The sequence below is a fragment of the Streptomyces sp. NBC_01214 genome, assembly GCF_026340975.1.
In the GTDB taxonomy this organism is placed as follows: Bacteria; Actinomycetota; Actinomycetes; order Streptomycetales; family Streptomycetaceae; genus Streptomyces.
This window is the reverse complement of the sequence record NZ_JAPEOS010000001.1, coordinates 3,279,919-3,300,410: the sequence shown is the minus strand read 5'-3', so window position 1 is coordinate 3,300,410 and position 20,492 is coordinate 3,279,919. Positions and strand designations below refer to the sequence as shown.

2 protein-coding genes (1 of these 2 running past the window's edge) are annotated in these 20,492 nt (G+C 70.5%); both read right to left on the bottom strand.

The features are described 5' to 3' along the window. A protein-coding gene (locus OG594_RS15705) for a non-ribosomal peptide synthetase (RefSeq protein WP_266599268.1) crosses the window boundary here: on the bottom strand, positions 1-7,098 show its 5' portion. The gene continues 3,987 nt to the left of window position 1, outside the view; only the first 7,098 of its 11,085 coding nucleotides appear in the window; it begins with the start codon at positions 7,096-7,098; its stop codon lies beyond the left edge, outside the window. Then, on the bottom strand, positions 7,083-20,492 hold the full coding sequence (locus OG594_RS15700) for a non-ribosomal peptide synthetase (protein ID WP_266599266.1): 13,410 nt from the start codon (positions 20,490-20,492) through the stop codon (positions 7,083-7,085). The genes OG594_RS15705 and OG594_RS15700 overlap by 16 nt, the downstream gene beginning before the upstream one ends.

Below are 20,492 nucleotides of genomic sequence, written 5' to 3'. Positions count from 1 at the left end.
GATCTGGATGCGGTCCCCCCGGTAGCTGGCCACGGCGGGCCGCGGCCGGTCCGTCGGCAGCGCCAGCTCGGCCGGCAGGTCCGCGAGCTGCTCGCGCCAGTACGCGAGCTGCTGGGAGATGGCGCTCTCGGGGTCGTCCTCCGAGCCGAGCACCTCACGCTGCCACAGCGCGTAGTCCGCGTACTGCACGGGCAGCGGCTCCCACACCGGGGCCGCGCCGTCGAGCCGCGCCGCATACGCCACCGACAGGTCACGGCCCAGCGGAGCCATCGACCAGCCGTCACCCACGATATGGTGCAGCACCATCATCAGGACGTGCTCGTCGCCACCGCGGGCGAACAGCCGCAGCCGCACCGGCAGCTCCCGGACGAGATCGAATCCCGCGCCGGCGGCCTCGGTCAGCGCCTCGTCGAGTTCGGCGGCCGAGAACGCCGACGCGTCCACCACCTCAAGCTCGGGGACGTGGTCGACGACGACCTGCCGGGGTGTCCCGCCGGTCTCGGGGAACAGCGTCCGCAGGCTCTCGTGGCGCATCACGACGTCGTTCAGCGCGTGCCGCAGCGCGTCCACGTCCAGCGATCCGCGCAGCCGCAGTGCGAGCGGAAGGTTGTAGGTCGGGCTGGGGCCCTCGAAGCGGTTGAGGAACCACAGACGGCGCTGCGCGAAGGACAGCGGTACGTCGTCGCCGCGCTCCATCGGCGCCAGTGCCCGGCGGCCCGTGCCGCCCTCGGTGATCCGCCCGGCGAGACCGGCCACCGTGGGAGCCTCGAAGACACTGCGTACCGACAGCTCGACATCGAGCACCGTACGGATGCGGCTGATCAGCCTGGTCGCCATCAGCGAGTGCCCGCCCAGCTCGAAGAAGCTGTCGTCGATGCCGACGTCCGGCACGCCGAGCACTTCGGCGAACAGCACGCAGAGCGCTTCCTCCCGCGCGGTACGCGGTGCCCGCCTGGCCGTCGCGTCCAGCGCGGGAGCGGGCAGCGCCCGCCGGTCGAGCTTGCCATTGGGGGTCAGCGGCAGCGCATCCAGCACGATGAACGCCGACGGCACCATGTAGTCGGGCACCTCGCCCGCGACGAACCGCCGCAGCGCTTCGGCGTCGGGGACATCCCGTCCTGCCGTCGGCACCACATAGGCCACCAACTGCTGCACTCCCGGACGGTCCTCGCGGGCCAGGACGGCGACCGACGAGAGGTCCTCGTGCCTGCCCAGTGCGGCCTCGATCTCACCGGGTTCGATACGGAACCCGCGGACCTTGACCTGGTGGTCGATGCGTCCGATGAACTCCAGCTGGCCGTCCAGGCGCCACTTCACCAGGTCGCCCGTGCGGTACATCCGCGCGCCGGGCGCCCCGTAGGGGTTGGCGACGAACCGCTCGGCGGTCAGCCCGGGGCGCTTGAGGTAGCCGCGTGCGACGTTACTCCCCGCGAGGTAGAGCTCTCCCGCCACACCCGTCGGGACCGGGCCGAGATCCGAGTCGAGCACATAGACCTGGGTGTTCCAGATGGGGCCGCCGATGGGCGCGGTGGCGGGCCACCCCGTCCGGTCGGCGGGAAGCGTGCCGGCGGTGACGACATGCGTCTCGGTGGGTCCGTAGTGGTTGTGCAGCGTGCGGTCGACCCCGCCGCCGTAGAACGCCCTGATGTCCTGGGTGAGTACGAGGGCCTCCCCGGCCTGGGCGATGGTCTTCAGCGCGGGCAGCTCGCGGCCCTGCTCGACCGAGGCCGCAGCCAGGGCGTCCACCACCAGCTGGGGGGCGTACATCTCGTTGACCTGGTGTTCCTCCAGCCAACGCACCAGCTGGGAGGCGTCCCGACGGGTCTCCTGGTCGGGGACGACCAGGGTCTTGCCCGACATCAGGGTGGACAGGATCTCCTGCGCGGACACGTCGAAGCTGATCGCGGTGAACTGGGCCACCCTCGCTCCGGCCGCGCCCGCCTCCGCCGGTCCGATCGCGGACTCGTGCCAGGACAGCAGGTTCAGCATCGCCCCGGCCGGCATGACGACCCCCTTGGGGCGCCCCGTCGACCCCGAGGTGTAGATGACGTAGACGGGAGCGTCCGGGGTGAGCGGTGCCACCCGCTCGTCGTCGCGTACGGCGGCGGGGTCGAGCGATGCCAGCGCGTCCAGGGTGGCGCGCTCATCGAGCGCGACGTACGGGGTCCGCACACCGTCCTGGTCCTGCCAGGTTCCGGTGTCGGTGAGGACCACCGCGGGGGCCGTGTCGCCCAGCATGAACGCGATGCGGTCGGCCGGGTAGTCGGGGTCGATGGGGAGGTAGGCCGCACCGGCCTTCAGTACCGCGGTGATCGCGACGATCAGCTCTGCGGACCGGGGCAGGAGCAGCCCCACCACCGACTCGGGTCCGATCCCCCGTCCGATCAGCAGCCGCGCCAGACGGTTGGACCTGGCGTCGAGTTCGGCATAGCTGAGCACGGACTCGTCCGTCACCACGGCGGCGGCTCCGGGAGCCAGGGCGACCTGGGCCGCGAACATCGCGGGCAGACCGGTCGCTTCAATCGCGTGGTCGGTGTCGTTGTTGCGCACCAGCAGTTGGTGGCGCTCGACCGGGTGCAGGATGTCGAGGCCCGTCACGGGGAGCCGCGGGTCAGCGGCGGCCGCGGTCAGCAGCCGCACCAGGCGCTCGGCCAGCAGCTCGACGGTCCTGCGGTCGAACCTGTCGGAGCTGTACTCGATCTGGCCCTCGATTCCGTCGGGCGAGCCGTCGCTGCCGCGCAGCTCTCCCATGGCGAAGAACAGGTCGAACTTGGCAACCGTGTTGTCGAGCTCCAGCCCCTCGGTCCGCAGCCCCGGCATCACCAGCGAGGCGTCCGGGTTGTTCTGCAGCGTCAGCATCACCTGGAACAGCGGGTGCATGGAGAGGGAACGCTCGGGGTTGAGCACCTCCACGAGCCGCTCGAAGGGCAGCTCCTGATGGGCGTACGCGGCGAGATCGGCATCCCGGACCCGGGCCAGCAGCTCACGGAAGGTGGGCCTGCCCGAGACGTCCGTGCGCAGCACCAGGGTGTTGAGGAAGAAGCCGACCAGATCGTCGAGCGCGTCGTCGGTACGTCCCGCGATCGGTGTGCCGATCGGAATGTCCTCGCCCGCACCCGACCGTGACAGCAGTGCCGCGACACCAGCCTGCAGCACCATGAACAGACTGGCCTGACCGCTTCGGGCCAGCTTGAGCAGCCGCTGGTGCAGCAGGGCGTCCAGCCTGAACGGCACGGAGCCGCCCCGGTAGGTGGCCACGGCCGGGCGCGGCCGGTCCGCGGGCAGCGCCAGCTCGGCCGGCAGGTCCGCGAGCTGCTCGCGCCAGTACGCGAGCTGCTGGGAGATGGCGCTCTCGGGGTCGTCCTCCGAGCCGAGCACCTCACGCTGCCACAGCGCGTAGTCCGCGTACTGCACGGGCAGCGGCTCCCACACCGGGGCCGCGCCGTCGAGCCGCGCCGCATACGCCACCGACAGGTCACGGCCCAGCGGAGCCCTCGACCAGCCGTCGGCCACGATGTGGTGCAGCACCATCATCAGGACGTGCTCACCATCGCCGCGCGAGAACAGGCGCACCCGCACCGGCAGATCGCGCGTCAGGTCGAACCCGCCACAGGCGAACTCCTCCAGCGCCTCGTCCAGCTCGGCTGCTCCGAACGCCGAGGCGTCCACCACCTCGAGCCGGGGCAGCGCCCCGTCGCCGTCGAGCACCCGCTGGCAGGGCTGTCCCCCGGTCTCGGGGAACACCGTGCGAAGGCTCTCGTGCCGGACCGCGAGGTCACCGAACGCCGCCTCGAGGGCGGCAGCATCCACATCGCCGTACAGCCGCAGCGCCATCGGCACGTTGTAGGTCGGGCTCGAACCCTCGAAGCGGTTGAGGAACCACAGCCTGCTCTGCGCGAAGGACAGCGGCACCTCGCCGCCACGCTCCATCGGCACCAGCGCCCGGCGGCCCGTGCCACCCTCGGTGATCCGGCCGGCGAGACCGGCCACCGTGGGAGCCTCGAAGACGGCACGCACCGACAGCTCGACGCCGAACACGGCGCGTGCCCTGGTGATCAGGCGCGTCGCCATCAGCGAGTGGCCGCCGAGCTCGAAGAAGCTGTCATCGATACCGACCCTGGGCACGCCCAGCAGCTCGGTGAACAGCGCGCACAGGATCTCCTCCTGCGGAGTGCGCGGAGCCCGGGAGGACAGCGTGCCGGCCAGGACCGGCTCGGGAAGCGCCTTGCGGTCGAGCTTGCCGTTCGGGGTCACCGGCAGCGCGTCCAGCGCGACGAACGCCGACGGCACCATGTACTCCGGCAGCGAATCGCCCAGATACTCCCTCAGCGCGCCGGGACCGGGCACCTGGAACCCAGCGGGTGGAACCAGATAGGCGACCAGACGCTTGTCATCGCCGGACTCGTCCACCCGGACGACGACCACCGCCTGGTCGATGTCCTGGTGGGCGGTGAGCGCCGACGCGATCTCGCTCAGCTCGATCCGGAACCCACGGATCTTGACCTGCTCGTCGGCCCTGCCGATGAACTCCAGCTGTCCGTCATCACGCCACTTCACCAGGTCGCCCGAGCGGTACATCCGTGCGCCGGGAGCCCCGTAGGGGTTGGCGACGAACCGCTCGGCGGTCAGCCCGGCCCGGTGCAGGTACCCCCGGGCCAGCGCCTCCCCCGCGATGTAGAGCTCTCCCACGACTCCGGGCAGGACCGGGAGCAGGGCCGCATCCAACACATGGAGCTGGGCGCCGTCGACCGGGACACCGATCGGCGGAACACCGGATCCCGACAGCGTGCCGCTCATCGAGGCGCAGACCGTGGACTCGGTGGGGCCGTAGGCGTTGACCATCAGGCGCCCCTTGGACCAGGCGGCCACCAGTTCGCCGGACGTGGCCTCGCCCGCCACCACCAACGTCCGGAGCGAGGGCAGATCCTGCGGTGCGAGCACGGCGAGCGCCGCCGGCGGGATGGTGCCGTGGGTGACCCCGTGCTCGGCTATCACGTCCACGAGCCCCTGCCCGGGGAGCAGCCTGGCCGCCGGGGCCAGTACCAGGGTGCCGCCGGTGAGCAGCGCCATGGTCAGGTCCCAGAAGGCCGCGTCGAAGCTGGGCGAGGCCATCTGCAGCACCCGGCTGCCGGGCCCCGCTCCGAGCCGCTCGGCCTGGGTGGCCGCCAGGTTCGCCACACCGGTGTGGCTGACGACGACCCCCTTGGGCCGTCCGGTCGATCCCGAGGTGTAGATCACATAGGCGGGCGACGCCGGACTCACAGGGGCGGCCCTGTCGGCATCGGTCAGGTCGGTGCCCAGATATGCGTCGAGGCCGGCCGCGAGAGCGGGCTCGTCGAGCAGGAGCCGGGGGAGAGAATCCACCCGGGGCAGCCCGGCGGCGGACTCGGCCGTGCTGATCAACAGGGCGGGGGTGGAGTCGGTGAGCATGTACGTGATGCGGTCGGCCGGGTAGGACGTGTCCACCGGCAGATAGGCCGCACCGGCCTTGAGTACGGCGAGGATCGCGACGACCAGTTCGGGGGAGCGCGGCAGGGCGAGCGCCACCAGACGCTCGGGGCCGATGCCCCTCGCGACCAGCGACCTGGCCAACTGGTTCGCTTTGCCGTTCAATTCCGCATAGGTCAGCGCCGTGCCCTCGTAGCACACGGCCACCGCATCCGGGTTCTCCCGCACCTGCCGCTCGAAGAGCTCGGGCACGGGCTCCCCCGTACGGTGCGGGTCCTGGCCCTGGCCCAGGGCCAGGACCCGGTCCCGCTCCGGGTCCGTGAGCACCCCGGTCCGGCCGATCAACCGGTCGGGGTCTTCGGTGAACTGTCCGAATACCTGGACGATCCTGGCGCCGATCGCCTCCGCGCGTTTCTTCCCGATCAGGTCGGACCGGTATCCGATGCGCAGTTCGAGACGGTTCCCGGGGATCGCCGCGATGCTCAGCGGATAGTGGTTGGCGTCACTGCCCGATGCTCCGGTGAGCTGTATCGATCCCTCGAGGCGGTCGAAGTCGTCTTCCTCGATCGGATAGTTCTCGGTGACGGTCAGGGTGTCGAAGAGTTCCCCGAGGCCTGCGAGACGCTGTACTTCCGGGAGGGACAGGTGCTGGTGCGGCATCAGCTCGGTCTGCTGGTGCTGAAGCTCGGTCAGCATGGCGGCCAGCGAGGTCCAGGGGTTCAGCCTGACCCGTACCGGCAGGGTGTTGATGAACAGGCCGACCATGGACTCGATGCCCGGTACCTCGGGGGGACGCCCCGAGACCGTGGACCCGAACACGATGTCGTCCCGGCCAGTGAGCCGGCCGAGCACCAGCGCCCAGCTGCCCTGCAGCACGGTGTTGAGGGTGAGGCCCCGGCTGCGGGCCGTCTCGACGATCCGGCCGGTGAGCTCCTCGGGCACGGTTACCGTCAGATGCTCGGGAGCCGTGGCGTCCGGGTCGCCTTCGGCATCCTTCCCGGCCAGCATGGTCGGCTCATCGACGCCAGCCAGCGCCTCGCGCCAGGCGTCCTCCGCGGCGCGCCGGTCCTGTCGGCCCAGCCAGGTCAGATAGTCGCGGTAGGGGGCGACCCGGGGCATGCCCACGTCGTCCCCGCCGCGCCGGTAGAGCTCGAAGAGGTCCAACAGCATCAGGCCGTTCGACCATCCGTCCAGGACGATGTGATGGTGCGTCACCACAAGGCGGTGGCGCCCTCCGCCGTAGCTGACGAGGGTGAAGCGCAGCAGCGGAGCCGCGGTCAGGTCGAACCGGTCCGAGGCGTCCTTGTCCCGCAGCTCGACGAAGGCCGCTTCCTGGTCCTGCGGGTCGAGACCGCTCAGGTCGACCTCGCGGAGCGGCGGTTCGACCTCGCGGTGGATCACCTGGACGGGCTTGCTCAGCTTCTCGAAGCGGAAGCCGGCCCGCAGGCTGGCGTGCCGGCGCAGCAGCGCCCGCACGCTCGCCTGCATGGTCGGGAAGTCGATCTCCCCCTGGAGGTCGAGAACGGTCTGCGCGACGTAGATGTCGAGCGACTGGTCCTGGTACAGCGAGTGGAACAGCAGCCCTTCCTGCAGGGGCGCCATCGGCAGGACATCTTCAAACCCCGGCCTGGTCGTCACAGCGTTCTCCATTCGTCTTCGAGCAGATCGATTTCGTCCTGGTCCAGCGCTGCGAGCGCGAGGTCGGAGGGGGTGTAGCCACCGGACTGGGAGGTGTCGGCATGCCGTACGAGTGCGTCCAGCGCCCGGAACCAGCCCTGCGCCAGTTCCCGGACGTCCTCTTCGCCCAGCACCGCCTCCGGCCACGACCAGGTCGCCACCAGTTCCGGGCCGCCGGGGCGGTCCACGGTCACGGCGTTGAGCTCCAGTTCGAACGGCGCGGGCAGGTCGGCGTCCTGGCCGTCGGTGAGGAACTCGCCCTCGGGTGCGACCGACCAGTCATCGACGGGAGAGCCTCCGTCGGTAACCGCGAACCGGCCGAGGTAGTTGAAGCCGATCCGGGGCTTCGCCAGTTCGGCCAGAACCTTCCGGCTCTCCGCGTTCAGATGGTGCAGCAGGCCGTAGCCGAGGCCGCTGTCCGGTACCCGCAGCTGTTCCTTGATCCGCTTGGCCACCCGGCCTGCGACCGGCCCGCCGTCCCACAGTTCCCGCCAGTCGACGGCTCCCGGCTCCAGACGCACCGGGTGCAGGCTCGTGAACCAGCCGACCGTACGGCTCAGGTCCACGCCCTCGATGATCTCCTGCCGGCCATGGCCCTCGAGGCCGATCAGCACGGGCCCGTCCGCGCCTCCTCGTCTGCGCCGCCAGTCGGTGACCGCCAACGCCATGGCGATGAGCAGGACATCCTCGACGCCCGCGTTGAAGGCGGCGGGCACCCGGGTCAGCAGCGGCTCCGTGTCGGTGCTCGGCAGGGTCAGCGTGACCCGCCGCACGGTGGCGGCGACATCACGAGCCGGGTCGAGCGGCTTGCCCAGGGGGGCGCCGGGAGCCGCCAGGACCTCCACCCACCGGTCCAGCTCGGCGAGGCGCTCGGGCCGCCCGGCCTCGTGGAGCAGGTGCTCCGTCCACCGGCGGAACGACGTGCCCACCGGGGCGAGCCGAGGGATGCGCCCCGAGGACAGTTCCTGCCACGCCTCCCGCAGATCGGGCAGGAGGATCCGCCAGGAGACGCCGTCCACGACGAGATGGTGGAGGGCCAGCAGCAGTTTGCCGGGCCGTGCGGCACCGGCATCGAACCAGACCGCCTGCACCATCGTGCCGGACTCCGGCGACAGCCGCCGCCAGGCACGTTCGGCATGGTCCTGGAGGAGCGGCAGCAGTGCGGTGTCTTCCTCCCCGGAGACCTCGTCGTACCCGGAGATGTCGACCCTCCGCACGAACGACTCCGCGCGCAGCTCTCCGGCCGGCGGAATCTCCATCCGCCACTCCCCTGCCTCGGGGGTCATCCGCAGCCGCAGCACGTCATGGTGGTCGACGATCGTCTGGAGCACGCCGGTGAGGACGCCGGCGTCGAGGCCGGCGGGCACCTGGAGCAGCATCGACTGGCTGAACCCGTCAACGGTGCCGCCCCGTTCCCGCAGTCCGTGCATGATCGGTGTGGGCACGATCTCCCCGGTCGCCACGTCGGGCTCGGTCGAAGCAGTGGCTCCCTTCTCGGTGGCGACGGCTGCCAGAGCGGCCACCGTCTTGCAGGCGAACATGTCCTTCACCGTGATCATCAGCCCGGCCTTGCGGGCTGCCAGCACCACCTGGATGGAGACGATGCTGTCACCGCCCAGCTCGAAGAAGTTGTCGTCGATTCCGGCTGGCTCGGGCAGCCTCAGAACATCGGCGAACACGCCGCACAGGATCTCCTCGTTCCTGGTACGAGGGGCACGCGAGTCGCTCGCGTTGTCGAAGACGGGCACGGGGAGCGAGCTCCGGTCCAGCCTTCCCACGGCAGTGAGCGGCAGTGCGTCCAGGACCACGAAGGCCGCAGGGACCATGTGCTCGGGCAGCACGCCGGACACATGCGCACGCAGTGCACGGCCCTCCGGCGCGCCCCCCGCCACCGGCACCACATACGCCACCAGCTGTTCGACGCCCGGCTGCGGCTCATGGACCACCACAGCGGCCCGGTCCACACCGCCGTGCCCGCTCAGCACGCGCTCGATCTCGCTCAGCGCTATCCGGAAACCACGGATCTCGACCTGGTCATCGGCACGCCCGACGAACTCCAGCTGCCCACCGGCACGCCAGCGCACCACGTCACCCGTGCGGTACATCCGCGCACCGGGTGCCCCGAACGGATCGGCGACGAAGCGCTCCGCCGGCAACGACGCCCGATCGAAGCAGTCGCGCGCCGTACCCGCCGCGGCCACATACAACTCCCCGGCCACCCCGGGCAACGCCGGCCGCAACGAGCCGTCCAGCACATGGGCCCGGGTCCCCGACAGCATCGACGAGAACTCCTCGGACTCCACCGCCACCGCGTCCGGAGTCCGCGCCTCGTGCGCCGCGAACAGCTCGGACAACGCCGCCCGCACCACCGGCTCATCGGCGCCGTTCCACCCCGAGAGCAGCTGACGGCGCTCGTCCACGTCCAGGACGTCCAGTTCACCGACGGGCCGTGCGGGTTCCGCGACCGCGGCTGTGAGCAGCCGGATCAGCCGCTCTCCGATCCGCTCGACCGTTTCCCGGTCGAAGAGGTCGTCGGCGTACTCGATCTGTCCGATGAGGCCGTCGGGTGCGCCGCCGGAGGTCTGCTGCTCACCGAAGACGAACTCCAGGTCGAACTTGGCTCCGTCGGAGGGCACCTCCTCGAGGCCGATGCCGAGGCCGGAAGGACGGGGCAGGTCCGACGACGTGTTCTGGAAGGTGAGCATCACCTGGAACAGCGGGTGCCTGGAGAGGGAGCGCTCCGGCTTCAGCACGTCCACCAGGCGCTCGAACGGCAGGTCCTGGTGGGCGTGGGCCGCCAGGTTCACCTCCCGGACCCGCTCCACGAGCTCCTGGAAGCCGGGCTCGCCCGAGGTGTCCGTGCGGAGCACCAGGGTGTTGACGAAGAGACCGACGAGATCCTCGGTCGCCTGGTCGGTGCGCCCCGCGATCACGGTGCCGATCGGGATGTCGTGGCCCGCGCCGAGGCGCGTCAGGGCCGCCGCGAGTCCGGCCTGGACCACCATGAACAGGGTCGCGCCCAGTTCCTGGCTCAGCGCCACCAGCTCCCGGTGCAGCTCGCCGTCGAGACGCAGCTCGACGATCCCGCCCCGGTGGCTGGCGACCGCGGGCCTCGGGCGGTCGGTGGGCAGTTCGAGCTGGTTCGGCAGATCCGCGAGACGGTCCGCCCAGAAGCGCTCCTGCCCGGCCAGCGTGCTGCCGGGGTCGTCCTCGTCGCCGAGGACCTCGCGCTGCCAGAGGGTGTAGTCGGCGTACTGGACCGGCAAGGGCGTCCAACCGGGTGCCGTACCGTCCAGGCGCGCGGCGTAGGCCTCGAACAGATCACGGACCAGTGGCTCGATCGACCAGCCGTCGCCGGCGATGTGGTGCAGCACCACGAGGAGTACGTGTTCCTCGGGGCCGACCGCGAACAGCCGGGCCCGCAGGGGGACCTCTGTGGCGAGGTCGAAGCCGCGCGCGGCCGCGTCGGCGAGCGCACCGGGGAGGCCGGCCCCACTGACCTCCACCACTTCGAGAGAGGGACGTACCCGCTCGGTGTCGAGGATCTCCTGACGGGGCACACCGGCGGTCTCGGCGAAAACGGTGCGCAGGCTGTCGTGCCGCTCGAGCACATCGGCCAGTGCCGCCTCCAGCGCCGAACGGTCGAGCTCCCCGGTGAGCCGGAGCGCGAAGGGGATGTTGTAGGCGGGACTGGGGCCTTCGAGCTGGTGGAGGAACCAGAAGCGCTGCTGGGCGTAGGAGAGCGGAATCCGGTCGGGCCGCGGCCTGGCGGCGAGCGGGACGCGCACCGCGTCCGCCTCACCGACGATCTCGGCCAGGCCCGCCACGGTGGGCCGCTCGAAGAGGTCGCGTACGGCGATCTCGGCGGACAGGGCCGTACGGATACGGCTGACCAGGCGGGTGGCGATGAGCGAATGGCCTCCCAGGGCGAAGAAGTTGTCGTCCAGTCCGACCCGTGCAAGACCGAGGACCTCGGCGAACAGGCCGCACAGCACCTCCTCGTACGGAGTGCGGGGCGCACGGGACCCGTCCGATACCTCGTAGGCGGGGGCGGGCAGCACCTTCTTGTCGATCTTGCCGTTGGGGGTGAGGGGGAGCTGGTCGAGGACCACGAAGGCACTGGGCACCATGTAGTCGGGAAGGAAGGCAGCGGCGTGCTCCCGCATCGCGGTCACGTCCAGGCCGTCGTCGGCTCCGTGCTCACCATCGGCGGGCACGAGATAGGCGACCAGGCTCCTGGCGCCCGGCGTGTCCTCCCGGATCACCACCACGGCCTGAGCCACCTCCGGGATCCGGGCCAGCACCGCCTCGATCTCGCCCGTTTCGATCCGGAAGCCGCGGAGTTTGACCTGGCCGTCGGCCCGACCCACGAACTCGAGCTGCCCGTCGGCACGCCACCGCACCACGTCACCGGTGCGGTACATCCGCTCGCCCGTACCCGTGAACGGATTGGCGACGAACCGCTCCGCCGTGATCCCGGGACGATTGAGGTACCCGCGGGCCAGGCCGTGCCCCGATACGTACAGCTCACCGGGAACGCCTACCGGTACGGGCCGCAGGCCATCGTCGAGGACATAGGCACGCGCGTTGACCACGGGCCGGCCGACCGGAGCCACACCATCGCCACCGTCCAGCACCGCGAAGGCAGCGGCCACCGTCGTCTCGGTGGGACCGTACCCGTTGACCATCCGGCGCCCCCGAGACCAGCGCCGCACCAGATCCGGCGGGCACGCCTCGCCCGCCACCGTCAGCGACATCCCTTCGGGCAGCCCGTCGTCGGGCAGTACCGCCAGCGCCGCGGGAGGCAGGGTCGCCTGGGTGATGCGCTGTTCGGCCAGCAGCTCCACCAGGGGCGCTCCCGGCATCAGCCGCTCCTTGGGAGCCATCACCAGCGTCGCGCCCGACAGCAGGGCCAGGGCGATCTCGGCGAAAGCCGCGTCGAAGCCCGCCGCCGCGAACTGCAGCACCCGGTCCCCGGCGCCGACGGCGAAGGCCTCCCTCGTGGAGGCCACCAGGCTCGCGATGCCCCGATGGGTGACGCCCACCCCCTTGGGGCGGCCGGTCGAACCCGACGTGTAGATCACGTACGCGAGGTGCGGCACCACCGACGGCGCCGACCGTTCGCCGTCACCCACCGCTCCCGCGGGCAGCGCGGCCACCGAGAGAGGGACCTCCGGGCCATCGAGCACCACGAGTGCCTCGTCCGCGACCGGAATCCGCTCGGCTACCGCACCGCTGGTCAGCACCAGAGCGGGGGCGGCGTCCCGCAGTATGTACGCGATGCGCTCAGCCGGGTAGTCCACGTCCACCGGCACGTACGCGGCCCCGGACTTCATCACCGCCAGCAGCGCGACGACCAGATCGGCCGACCGGGGCAGCGCGATCGCCACCAGCTGCTCGGGGCCCATCCCCTGCCCGATCAGATACCGGGCCAGCCGGCTCGAGCGTGCGTCCAGCTCCGCGTACGAAAGGGATTCCCTCTCGAAGACCAGTGCACAGGCGTCGGGAGTGCTCGCCACCTGCGCGGCGAACTGCTCCGGGAACGTCTCGCAGGGGAGCTCGCGCCCGGTGTCGTTCCACTCCACCAGCATCCGCCGCCGCTCCTGGGCGGACAGCAGATCGATCCCGCCGACCGGCCGCTCGGGGTCCTCCACCGCCGAGGTCAGCAGCCGCTCAAGACGTACGCACAGCTCCCGCACCGTCCCGGGGTCGAACAAATCGGTGCTGTACTCCACCAGGCCGCCGATGCCCGCCGGTTCACCGTCGGCGTCGTAGTGGTCCGTCAGGCTGAAGGAGAGGTCGAACTTGGTGACGGTCAGTCCGACGGGCTGCTGACCGACGTGCACCCCGGCGAGGCTGAGCTCCGCGTCATCCGTGTTCTGGACGGTGAGCATGACCTGGAAGAGGGGGTGGCGGGCGAGCGAGCGTTCGGGGTTGATCACCTCGACGAGGCGTTCGAAGGGGATGTCCTGGTGGGCGTAGGCCGCCAGGTTGCGGTCCCTGACCCGCTCGACCAGCTCACGGAAGCTCGGGGCGCCGGAGAGGTCGGTGCGCATGACCAGGGTGTTGACGAACAGCCCGACGAGGTCCTCGGTCGCCTGGTCGGTCCGTCCCGCGATCGCCGTGCCCAGAGGGATGTCGTCACCGGCGCCGAGACCGGACAGCAGAGCGGCCACGCCGGCCTGCAGCACCATGAACATGCTCGACCGGGTCTGCGCGGCCAGCTCCGCCAGCCCGCGGTGCAGAGCAGCGGGAATCAGCACGGGAACCGTCGCACCCTGGTTGCCGGCCACCGGAGGCCGGGGCCGGTCCACCGGCAGCGCCAGCTCCTGGGGCATCCCGGCGAGCTCGGCGCTCCAGAAACCGATCTGCTGGGCGATCACGCTGCCCGGATCGGCCTCGTCGCCCAGGGTCTTCTCCTGCCACAGGGCGTAATCCGCGTACTGCACCGGCAGCGGCTCCCACCCCGGAACCTCTCCCAGCGACCTCGCCTCGTAGGCCTGCGACAGGTCCCGCAGCAGCGGAGCCGCCGACCAGCCGTCACTGGCGATGTGGTGCATCACGATCAGCAGCACGTGATCGGTGTCACTCAGCGCGAACAGCCGTGCCCGGAACGGCAGGTCACCGGCGAGATCGAAACCGAGCGCCGCCTGCTGCGCCAGCCGTTCCCCGAGATCGGCCTCAGTGACCGCCTCCACCGTCAGACCGATCCGGGCCCGCTCCGAACCCGGGTCCAGAACCAGCTGCCGCGGCACCCCGTCCACCTGCGGGAACACCGTCCGCAGACTCTCATGACGCGCCACCACATCACCCAGCGCCGCTTCCAGCGCCTCCCGGTCCAACCCGCCCGTCAACCGGAGGGATTCACCCAGGTTGTAGGTGGGGCTGGGGCCTTCGAGCTGGTTGAGGAACCACAGCCTGCGCTGGGCGAAGGACAACGGCACCACATCCGGGCGCTCCATCGCCACCAACGCCCCACGCACCGCACCCAGATCACCGAACACCCCGGCCAGACCCGCCACCGTCGGATGATCGAAGAGATCCCGCACACTCAGCTCCGCGGACAGCTCCGCACGCACCCTGCTGAGCAACCGCGTCGCGAGCAGCGAATGCCCACCCAGATCGAAGAAACTCTCATCGATACCCACCGACGGCACACCCAGCACCTCGGCGAACAAAGAACACAGAACCTCCTCCACCGAACTCCGCGGACCACGCCCCCCGGCCGCCCCCGCCACCTCCGGCGCCGGCAGCGCCGTGCGGTCCAGCTTCCCGTTCGACGTCAGCGGCAGCCCCTCCACGACCACGAACGCCGACGGCACCATGTACCCGGGCAGCACAGCGGCCAGCTCCTCACGGAGCACCTCCGCATCCACCACACCATCAGCCACCACATACGCGACCAACCGCTGATCACCCGGCGTGTCCTCACGAACCACCACCGCACCCTGAGCAACCCCGGCACAACGGCCCAACACCGCCGAGATCTCACCCAGCTCGATCCGGAACCCCCGGATCTTCACCTGGTCATCGGCCCGACCCAGATACTCCAGCACCCCGCCCTCGACCCACCGCGCCACATCACCCGTGCGATACATACGCGACCCCGCACCACCGAACGGATCCGCCACGAACCGCTCCGCCGTCAACCCCGCCCGCCGCACATACCCACGAGCCAACTGGGAGCCCGCGAGGTAGAGCTCTCCCGCCACACCTTCGGGAACCGGCCGGAGCCACTCGTCGAGGACATAGGCACGGGTGTTCCACACGGGCCGCCCGAGCCGGGGCTCCACCGCGTCCGAGACCGGCCAGTAGACGGTCTCGACCGTCGCCTCGGTGGGGCCGTAGCAGTTGAGGCTGCGCGTGCTCGGCGCAGCGCGCAGGGCGGACCAGAGGGCTGCGCTCATGCCCTCGCCACCGACGATCATCAGCGTCGGCCGGTGCCGCTCGTTGTCCAGCATCCCCTCCCGTACCAGCTGCTCCACATAGCTGGGGGTGAGGTCGAGCATGTCGATGCCGCGGTCCGCCACATAGGCGGAGAGCGCTCCTGCGTCCCACCGAATGTCGTCGTCGATGAGATGCAGCTCATGACCGTCGAGCAGCCACATCATCGCGTCCCAGGACGTGTCGAAGGTCATCGACGCCGTCAGGGCGGCCCGGACCTGCCGGCCGACGGCCTGTGCCGATGGGCGGACGAACTCGGACTGGTGGTGGTGGAAGAGGGCGTGCAGGTTGCGGTGCTCGACGAGGACGCCCTTGGGCAGCCCGGTCGAGCCCGATGTGTAGAGGAGGTAGGCCGGGTGCGAAGGCAGCAGCGCCACGGTTCGGTCGTTGTCCGTCGGATCCGTGACGGGGCGCCCCGCCACGGCCCGCTCGGTGCCGGCGTCGTCGAGCACCAGCAGGACCGTCCCGTCCGGGACGTTCAGCGCGCTCGCGTACGCGGAGAGGGTGACGACGACGACGGGCGCCGCCTCGTCGAACATGAAGCCCGTGCGTTCCGAAGGACCCTGCGGGTCGATGGGATGGTGGACGGCGCCGGCCTTGAGTACGGCCCACAGGGCCACCATGGCCTCGTCCGTGCGGGGCAGCGCCAGCGTGACCACTCGCTCGGGACCGGCTCCCACGGCGATCAGATGGTGGGCCAGGCGGTTGGCGCGTGCGTTCAGTTCGGCGAAGGTCAACCGGACGTCGCGGTAGACCAGCGCACCGGCCTCGGGGGTGCGGCTCGCCTGGGCCTCGAACTGCTCGACGACCGTGGCGGGGGTCAGCTCCCTCTCCGCGCCGTTCCATTCCGAGAACATCAGGGTGCGCTCGGCGGCGCCGAGCAGATCGATGCGGTGCACAGGCCGGTCAGGGTGGGCCGTGACCTGGCCGAGCAGCTGGATCAGCAGGCTGGCCATCCGCTCGATCGTCGGACGGTCGAAGAGGTCGGTGCGGTACTCGAAAACACCCTTGACGCCGTCGGGCGTGCCGTCGGCCGTGTGGTGCTCCAACAGGTCGATGGAGAGGTCCATGTTCGCGACCACGCGCTCACCCGGGACGAACTCCGCCTTCAGCGGCGGGAACGGAATCGTCCTGGGCGGAAGATTCAGGATGGTGAGCATGACCTGGAAGAGGGGGTGGCGGGCGAGCGAGCGTTCGGGGTTGATCACCTCGACGAGGCGTTCGAAGGGGATGTCCTGGTGGGCGTAGGCCGCCAGGTTGCGGTCCCTGACCCGCTCGACCAGCTCACGGAAGCTCGGGGCGCCGGAGAGGTCGGTGCGCATGACCAGGGTGTTGACGAACAGCCCGACGAGGTCCTCGGTCGCCTGGTCGGTCCGTCCCGCGATCGCCGTGCCCAGAGGGATGTCGTCACCGGCGCCGAGACCGGACAGCAGAGCGGCCACGCCGGCCTGCAGCACCATGAACATGCTCGACCGGGTCTGCGCGGCCAGCTCCGCCAGCCCGCGGTGCAGAGCAGCGGGAATCAGCACGGGAACCGTCGCACCCTGGTTGCCGGCCACCGGAGGCCGGGGCCGGTCCACCGGCAGCGCCAGCTCCTGGGGCATCCCGGCGAGCTCGGCGCTCCAGAAACCGATCTGCTGGGCGATCACGCTGCCCGGATCGGCCTCGTCGCCCAGGGTCTTCTCCTGCCACAGGGCGTAATCCGCGTACTGCACCGGCAGCGGCTCCCACCCCGGAACCTCTCCCAGCGACCTCGCCTCGTAGGCCTGCGACAGGTCCCGCAGCAGCGGAGCCGCCGACCAGCCGTCACTGGCGATGTGGTGCATCACGATCAGCAGCACGTGATCGGTGTCACTCAGCGCGAACAGCCGTGCCCGGAACGGCAGGTCACCGGCGAGATCGAAACCGAGCGCCGCCTGCTGCGCCAGCCGTTCCCCGAGATCGGCCTCAGTGACCGCCTCCACCGTCAGACCGATCCGGGCCCGCTCCGAACCCGGGTCCAGAACCAGCTGCCGCGGCACCCCGTCCACCTGCGGGAACACCGTCCGCAGACTCTCATGACGCGCCACCACATCACCCAGCGCCGCTTCCAGCGCCTCCCGGTCCAACCCGCCCGTCAACCGGAGCGAGAAGGGGATGTGGTAGGTGGGGCTGGGGCCTTCGAGCTGGTTGAGGAACCACAGCCTGCGCTGGGCGAAGGACAACGGCACCACATCCGGGCGCTCCATCGCCACCAACGCCCCACGCACCGCACCCAGATCACCGAACACCCCGGCCAGACCCGCCACCGTCGGATGATCGAAGAGATCCCGCACACTCAGCTCCGCGGACAGCTCCGCACGCACCCTGCTGAGCAACCGCGTCGCGAGCAGCGAATGCCCACCCAGATCGAAGAAACTCTCATCGATACCCACCGACGGCACACCCAGCACCTCGGCGAACAAAGAACACAGAACCTCCTCCACCGAACTCCGCGGACCACGCCCCCCGGCCGCCCCCGCCACCTCCGGCGCCGGCAGCGCCGTGCGGTCCAGCTTCCCGTTCGACGTCAGCGGCAGCCCCTCCACGACCACGAACGCCGACGGCACCATGTACCCGGGCAGCACAGCGGCCAGCTCCTCACGGAGCACCTCCGCATCCACCACACCATCAGCCACCACATACGCGACCAACCGCTGATCACCCGGCGTGTCCTCACGAACCACCACCGCACCCTGAGCAACCCCGGCACAACGGCCCAACACCGCCGAGATCTCACCCAGCTCGATCCGGAACCCCCGGATCTTCACCTGGTCATCGGCCCGGCCCAGATACTCCAGCACCCCGCCCTCGACCCACCGCGCCACATCACCCGTGCGATACATACGCGACCCCGCACCACCGAACGGATCCGCCACGAACCGCTCCGCCGTCAACCCCGCCCGCCGCACATACCCACGGGCAAGGCCGGCCCCGGCCACATAGAGCTCTCCCGGCACACCTTCGGGAGCCGGCCGCAGTGCGTCGTCGAGCACATAGGTACGGAGATCCCCGATGCCCTCACCGATCAGGCTGCCGGTCCCGGCGGCGGCCCTCGCACGGTCCAGCTCGATGTAGCTGACATGCACCGTGGTCTCGGTGATGCCGTACATGTTGATCAGCTTGGGCGCGTCCTCGGCGTGGCGCTCGTACCACTCGCCCAGGCGCCACAGCTCCAGCGCCTCTCCACCGAAGACCACGTAACGCAGGGCGAGTCCGGCCCCGGTCTCCGGGTCGTCGGCGTCGGCCTGGGTGAGCTGGTAGAAGGCCGACGGCGTCTGATTGAGTACGGTGACCCGTTCGTGCGCCAGCAGCTCGAGGAAGTCCCCGGGGGACCGTGAGACGTCGTAGGGCACCACGACGAGGCGACCGCCGTGCAGCAGCGGTCCCCACAACTCCCACACCGAGAAGTCGAAGGCCGCGGAGTGGAAGAGCGTCCAGACGTCGTCGGGGCCGAAGCCGAACCACCGCTCGGTGGCACGGAACAGCCTGATGACGTTGCGGTGCGGGACGAGCACGCCCTTGGGGCGTCCGGTCGAACCCGATGTGTAGATCACGTAGGCGGCATTCGAGGGACCGACCGGGGCCGGCCGCTCGTCCTCGTTCAGGTCTGTGGCCGCATGAGCCGCGATGAGCGCCGCGGTGGCGGGGTCGTCCAGCAGCACCGCCTGCGCCCCGGTCCGTACCTCGGTGCCGAACGTACTGGAGGTGAGCAACAGGACGGGTCGCGAGTCCTCGAGCATGAAGGCGATGCGCTCCGCGGGATAGGCGGAGTCCACCGGGACGTAGGCGGCTCCGGACTTCACCACGGCCAGCAACGCGACCACCAGGTCCAAGGACCGGGGCAGTGCCACTGCCACGAACTGTTCGGGACCCGCGCCGCGCGCGATGAGCAGCCGGGCCAGCCGGTTGGAGCGCTCGTTCAGCTCCGAGTACGTCAGGTGTTCGCCCTCGCAGGAGACCGCGACGGCCGTCGGAGCCGCGCTCGCCTGTGCCTCGAAGAGCTCGGCCAGCGTACGCCGGGAGTCGTCCGCCACCGTGTCGTCCGTGGCGCCGCCGCTCCACTCCACCAACATCCGGTGCCGCTCGTCGGACGGCAGGATCTGCAGGGACGCCACGGGTGCGTCCGCGCCGGCTCGGGAGAACTCCGTGATCAGGTGCACCAGTCGGCGCGTGTGCTCGGCCAGAGCCTCCGCCGTGTACAGCAGCGGACTGGCGGAAAGGTCGATCCGCACGGCGCCGTCGTCGTTGCGGCCGTCGACGACCACCATCAGGTCGTCGTCGTGGCCGCCGGCCAGGGTGCGGACCGTGGAGCGGTGCCCGGCGAAGGTCACGTCGTGGGAGGAGAGGATGAGGTTGACGCGCGGGCCCACCAGGCGTCGCCCGCCCGTGACCGCCCCCAGGTCCCGGCGCATGTTTTCGTAACGGTAGTGCTGGTGCTTGAGGGACGACCTCATCTCGCGCAGGACCTGCCGCAGCAGCCCGGCCACGGTGTCCCCGGGCCGCACCGCGATGCGCAACGGCACCACGTTGGAGACCATGCCGGGGATGTCCCGAACCGCATGGGCACGGGCGGCGACGGGCATGGCCAGGACGATGTCCTGCTGCCCCGTCACCGCGTGCAGGTAAGCGGCCTGCGCCGCGACGAAGACCACGGGCCAGGGAAGTCCCAGCCCACCGACGAACGTGCGCAGTTCGTTCACCGCTTCAGGGCCTATCAGGCCGCTGTGCCGCAGCATGCCCTGGGGCATCCGCTGCGGCTGCTCCGCGAATCCCGCTACGTCGGGCAGGCCGGCGAGCCGCTCGGACCAGAACCTCCGGTCCTCGACGAACTGCGGCGACGCCCGGTAGCGGGTCTCCGCGGCGACCAGTTCCTCCAGCGTTCCCGCCGGGGCGGCGGGCACGCTCCGCCCTTCGGCCAGCGCGGTGTACACCTCGGACACCCGGCGCGGCACCAGGCCGATGCCCCGGCCGTCGAGGGCGATGTGGTGGCAGCGGATGTAGAAGGAGAACCGTTCGTCGCCGAGCCGGAACAGCGCGAGAGTGACCAGCCGGTCGCCGGCGGGATCCACCGGGGCACCCAGATCGGCCCTCGTCCACGCCTCGGAAGCGACGTCCGGGTCGGCTTCGGAGCGCAGGTCGACCATGCGCAGCTCCGGTCCCGCGGAGGGCTCCAGGACGACTTGATAGGGGCCGTCGCCGTCGTCGGCGAAGCGGAGACGCAGGGCTTCGGTCTCCTCGACCACCTGCCGTACGGCCTGCTCGAACAGCGCGGTATCGACGGCACCGGTGATGTCGATGATCTCGGCGAGGCTGAAGACGGGGCTGTCCGGCTCCAACTGCTGCGCGAACCAGATTCCGGACTGCCCTTCCGTCAGAGGTAGCCGTCGACTCTGGTCCATCAT

Bases quoted from the DNA above. Each gene is read 5' to 3' on its own strand.
- OG594_RS15700 (WP_266599266.1), bottom strand. From the start codon at position 20,492: ATGATGGACCAGAGTCGACGGCTACCTCTGACGGAAGGGCAGTCCGGA.